General features: G+C 69.0%; 3 protein-coding genes. 1 reads left to right on the top strand and 2 read right to left on the bottom strand.

Features of this window, described 5'->3' with window-relative positions; genetic code table 11:
- Positions 1-97: 97 nt before the first annotated feature.
- Both AC27IQ_RS19145 and AC27IQ_RS19140 read right to left on the bottom strand, forming a co-directional pair.
- The gene (locus AC27IQ_RS19145) at positions 98-2,434 is read right to left on the bottom strand and encodes a putative bifunctional diguanylate cyclase/phosphodiesterase (RefSeq protein WP_487090421.1); all 2,337 of its coding nucleotides are present in this window, start codon (positions 2,432-2,434) and stop codon (positions 98-100) included.
- Positions 2,431-3,051 (bottom strand): methylamine utilization protein, encoded by a 621-nt coding sequence (locus tag AC27IQ_RS19140; protein WP_487090420.1) that lies wholly within the window; start codon positions 3,049-3,051, stop codon positions 2,431-2,433. Before AC27IQ_RS19140 ends, AC27IQ_RS19145 begins: the two co-directional genes overlap by 4 nt.
- Before the next feature lie 319 nt (positions 3,052-3,370).
- Between AC27IQ_RS19140 and AC27IQ_RS19135 the strand changes: the two genes are divergently transcribed.
- Positions 3,371-4,500, top strand: a 1,130-nt coding sequence (locus AC27IQ_RS19135) for a methyl-accepting chemotaxis protein (protein ID WP_487090419.1), incomplete at its 3' end; no start/stop codon positions are given.

Genomic DNA, 4,500 nt, shown 5'->3' with positions numbered 1-4,500 from the left:
CGTGCGGAGGGTGCGGTGGCCGCAGGCGGCGCCACCTTGGCGGGGGCGGCGGGGGGAAGGGAGAGGCGGCGGCGGGGCGGCGAATCGGACATGGGCGCTATTTTCGCTCGGCCGCCGCGGCGTGCCAGGCGATAAAGTCGTCCGTGGGGAGCGGCCGGCTGATGTAGTAGCCCTGCGCATCGTCGCAATGCAGGGCCCGCAGGCGCTCCAGGATGGACACGGTCTCCACCCCTTCGGCCACCACGCTCAGGCCCAGGTTGTGCGCCAGGTCGATGGTGGAGCGCACGATCTGCTCGTCGCCGTCGTCGGAGGCCATGCCGATGACGAAGGACTTGTCGATCTTCAGCTCGTCCACCGGCAGCCGCTTGAGGTAGGCCAGCGACGAGTAGCCCGTGCCGAAGTCATCGATGGACAGCTTGAAGCCCTGCTCGGACAGGCGGTTGAGCATGGCCTCGGCCCGCAGGGGCTCGTCCATGATGGCGCTCTCGGTGATCTCCAGGCAGAACGACGCGGCGCTCACGCCGTGGCGCGCCAGCAGGGTGCCCAGGCGGTTGCTCAGCTCGGGGTCGAGCAGGTCGCGCGTGGACAGGTTGATCGAGATGCGCAGCGCCAGATCCTGCACGCGCGGCTGCGCCAGGAAGATCACCGCCTGCTCGAACATCCACAGCGTGAGCTGCCGAACGAAGCCGGTCTGCTCCGCAAAGGGGATGAACTGCATCGGCGGCACCATGCCGCGCTCAGGGTGCTGCCAGCGCACCAGGGCCTCGGCCGCGTGGCCCGGCTGGCCGGTCAGCGACACCTTGGGCTGCAGGAACAGGCGCAGCTCGTTGCGGTCCACCGCGCGGCGCAGCTCGGTCAGCAGCGAGAGCGAGACGGCGCTGGAGGAATCCATCGACGGCTCGTACACCAGCGCCCCGCTGAGCCGCAGCTTGGCCGCGTACATGGCGATTTCGGCGTGGCTCAGCAGGGTGTCGGCATCCTGCGCCGGACCAGGCCAGCAGGCGATGCCGATGCCCGCGCTCAGATCCACCGTGCGGTCGTCGAAAGCCATGGGCGTCTCGAAGGCCCGGAGGATGCGCTGGGCCATGTCGCGCGCGGCCGCCTCGTCGGCGCCGGGCAGCAGCATGGCGAACTCGTTGCCGCCCAGGCGGGCGATGACGTCCTGCGGCGACCGCGTCTGCCCGCTGATGCGTTCGGCCACGGCCTGCAGCAGCCGGTCGCCCAGCGCGTAGCCCAGCACGCCGTTCACGTGCTTGAATCGGTCCAGGTCCAGCGCGATCACGACCACGGGACGCCCTCCGCTGCCGGGGCCGATGGCCTCCATGATGGCGCGGCGAAAGCGCTCCCGGTTGGGCACGCCGGTCAGCCGGTCGGTATCGGCCAGCCGCAGGATCTCGCCCTGCTGCCCTGCGATGTCCACACGCATGCGGTCGAACGAGCGGGCGAGGTTGCCGATCTCGTCGAGGCGGCGCGTGTGCTCGATGGGGGCGTCGTAGTCGCCCTGGGACAGGCGGTGTGTGGCCGAGACCAGCGAGCGCAGCGGTGTCGTCACGCGGCGCGCCATGAAGGCGCTGCCCAGCGCGAAGAGCACCAGGCCAGCCACGGTGATCCCACCCAGCAGGGCCTGCAGCTGGCGGTAGGGCGCCACCACGTCGTTGAGCGAACGAAGCAGCAGCGCCCGGGCACTGGTGGCGCCGCTGTCCAGGCGCACGGGGCGCACCAGCAGCGTCTCGCCGCCGAGCACCTGCTCACCGCCCATGCGGAAGTCGCGCAGATCGGCCAGCGCGCGGTCCGGCAGGGTGCTCACCGGCACGGCCACGGCACCGGTGGCATCGCGCACCTGGATGGCCACGTCCACCGACAGCAGTTGCTGCATCTCGGACACCAGCGTCTCGTTGACCGGAAAACCCATCAGCACCCAGCCCACCAGCAAAGGCGCCCGCATGGGCACCATCACGAACTGGTACGGGATGCCGTGCACCACGGCGATCTGGCTGCCCTGTGGCTGCGCCACCAGCGCGGGCACGGCCTGGTCCACCGCGCTCTGGTAGTCGGCCGGAGTGCGCGAGGGGCTGGTGGCCTGCAGGTGCATGCGGGTGTCCAGCAGCGCCGTCATCGCGGCGCCGATGCGCGCGCCGTGGTTCTCCAGCACGGACTGGATCGTCTCCGAGTCGCCCGAATTCACGGCGGACCGAAAACCGTAGTCGGCCGCCAGCAGCACCGAGGCCTCCTGCAGCCGCACGGCGTTCTGCGTCAGCAGCCAGCGCCAGACGCGTTCGTCCACGTCCAGGCTGCGCTCGATCTGGGCGCGGGCATTGCGCACGATGAAGGCCTGCACCACGGCAAATCCCGCCGCCTGCACGATCAGCAGCAGCAGCAGGGAAATGCCGACCAGCCGAAGGATCAGGCTGCGGTGCAGCGCGCGCAGGTTCAAGGGGTCACCCCCGTCAGGCGGACGACCACCGGCGCCCCGCCTTCGGCCACCGCCAGGGGCTGCGCATAGGCCGCGGCGCCCACCGGCAGGCCCGAATGCCACACGCGCAGCGTGTAGTTGCCCGCGGGCACCTTCTCCAGGCGCGCGCTGCCGAACGGCGCGGCGCTCTGCGCGAAATACGGTGTCTCCAGCACGAGGATCCAGGCGACCATCTGGTCGTGGATGTTGCAGCCGAGCACCACGACGCCCGGCCGGTCGAAGAGCACGGGGTTGGCCGGCGTGCCGGAATACAGCTGCAGCTCGAACTTCTTGGCCGGCGAGAACGAATACACATGGTGGCGCACGTTGTCCCTGTTGGGAAACCGCACCTCGGTGCCCACCGTCACGGCCAGCACCTCCGGCACGAAGCGGCGCTTGAGCTGCCCCATGTCCTGCTGGGCCAGGGGACGCACCAGCTTGTGCGCCTCCGGGGAATCCAGGAACACGACCGCGCCCGGCAGCGGTTTGCCGGAGCCGTCCTGCACCGTCACCTGGACCTCCGCGGCCATCGCCGGCAACGCCAGTGCACAGAGCACGGCAACCATGCTCCGGAGCATGGTCGAGCGAAGTCGGGTCATGGGGCCGGTTCCTTCCAAAAATGTAACAAGACCACGACGGATCGAAGGGCGCCAAAGTGGAATGCGCAAAAATGGCACGGCGCTACGCTACCAAAAAAATAGCATCGGAACGATGCATTTAATAAGATATGAGCGATTAAATCAATTCATACAAGTGCGCCATCCACCCGGCACTTTAGAGGCAGATACTCCCTGTTGGGTCTTTCATATGTAACACCCATTGCGAATGCGGCCACTGCCCGGACGGCGCCGCACACCGATCACTGGCACTGCTTTTGCTGTGCATTTCGTTCAAAGGCCATCGGCCACGGAAAACACCATGCAGACCGCTTCGTTCTTCAAGACCCTCTCCATCTCCCGCCGTCTTTTCCTGGGGTTCGGCTGCATGCTGGCGCTGCTCATCGCGGTGGCCTTCGTGGCGCACGCCTCGCTGAACGAGGTCAACCAGCAGATGCAGCAGATGACCGGCGCCAGTGCCGCCAAGATGCGGCTGGTCAACAGCATGCTGGAGAACGTGAGCGCCATCGGCATCCAGGGGCGCTCGGCCGCGATGCTCGGCGAGGTCGATCCCAAGAGCGCGGACGAGCAGACCCGCCGCGTCGGCCAGGCACTGCAGCGCTACGCGGCGCAGGAGACCGAGCTGGCCACGCTGCTCGACTCCGGCGCCACGCCAGCCGAACGCCAGCTGCAGACCGACATCCAGGCCCTGGCCCGCAAGACCCGCCCCGAGCTGGACACGGCGCTCAAGGCCATCTCCGACGGTGACACCGTGAGCGCCACGCTCTCGCTCATGACGCGCGTGGCCCCTGCCGAAGCCGCCTGGCGCGACAAGCTGGCCGAACTGGTGCAGCTGCAGAACACCCTCAACACCGAGGCCGCGGCCGGCGCGTCGCGCATGGAAAACCGGGCCCGCGCCATCGGCGGCGGGCTGGTCGCGCTGGCCATCGTGCTGGGCGCGCTGATCGCCTGGCGCACCACGGCCAGCATCACCCAGCCCATCGGACGGGCGGTGGTGGTGGCCGAACGCATCGCGCGCGGCGACCTCACCTCGCGGGTGGAAGTGCGCATCCAGGACGAAACCGGCCGGCTGCTGGACGCCATCGCCGCCATGCAGGAGCAGCTGCGCTCGCTGGTGGGCGGCATCGGCACCACGGCGGATTCGATCCTGCTGGCCAGCTCCGAAGTGGCCTCGGGCAACCTCGACCTGAGCCAGCGCACCGAGCAGACCTCGGGCAACCTGCAGCAGGCCGCATCGGCGCTGGAGGACCTGACGCACACCGTGCAGCAAAGCGCCGACGCCGCGCGCCAGGCCAACCAGATGACCGCCGCCGCCTCGCAGGTGGCCGAGCGCGGCGGCGAGGTCGTCTCGCAGGTGGTGCGCACCATGGACGTGATCAGCGCCAGCTCGCGCAAGATCGCGGACATCATCAGCGTGATCGACGGCATCGC

It is taken from the genome of Acidovorax sp. KPB24-07 (assembly GCF_057543315.1).
The sequence above is the reverse complement of the archived record's forward strand: the minus strand, read 5'-3'. Positions and strand labels throughout refer to the sequence as shown.

Coding starts and splice junctions, on each gene's coding strand:
- AC27IQ_RS19140 (WP_487090420.1), bottom strand. CDS start 3,051: ATGACCCGACTTCGCTCGACCATGCTCCGGAGCATGGTTGCCGTGCTC.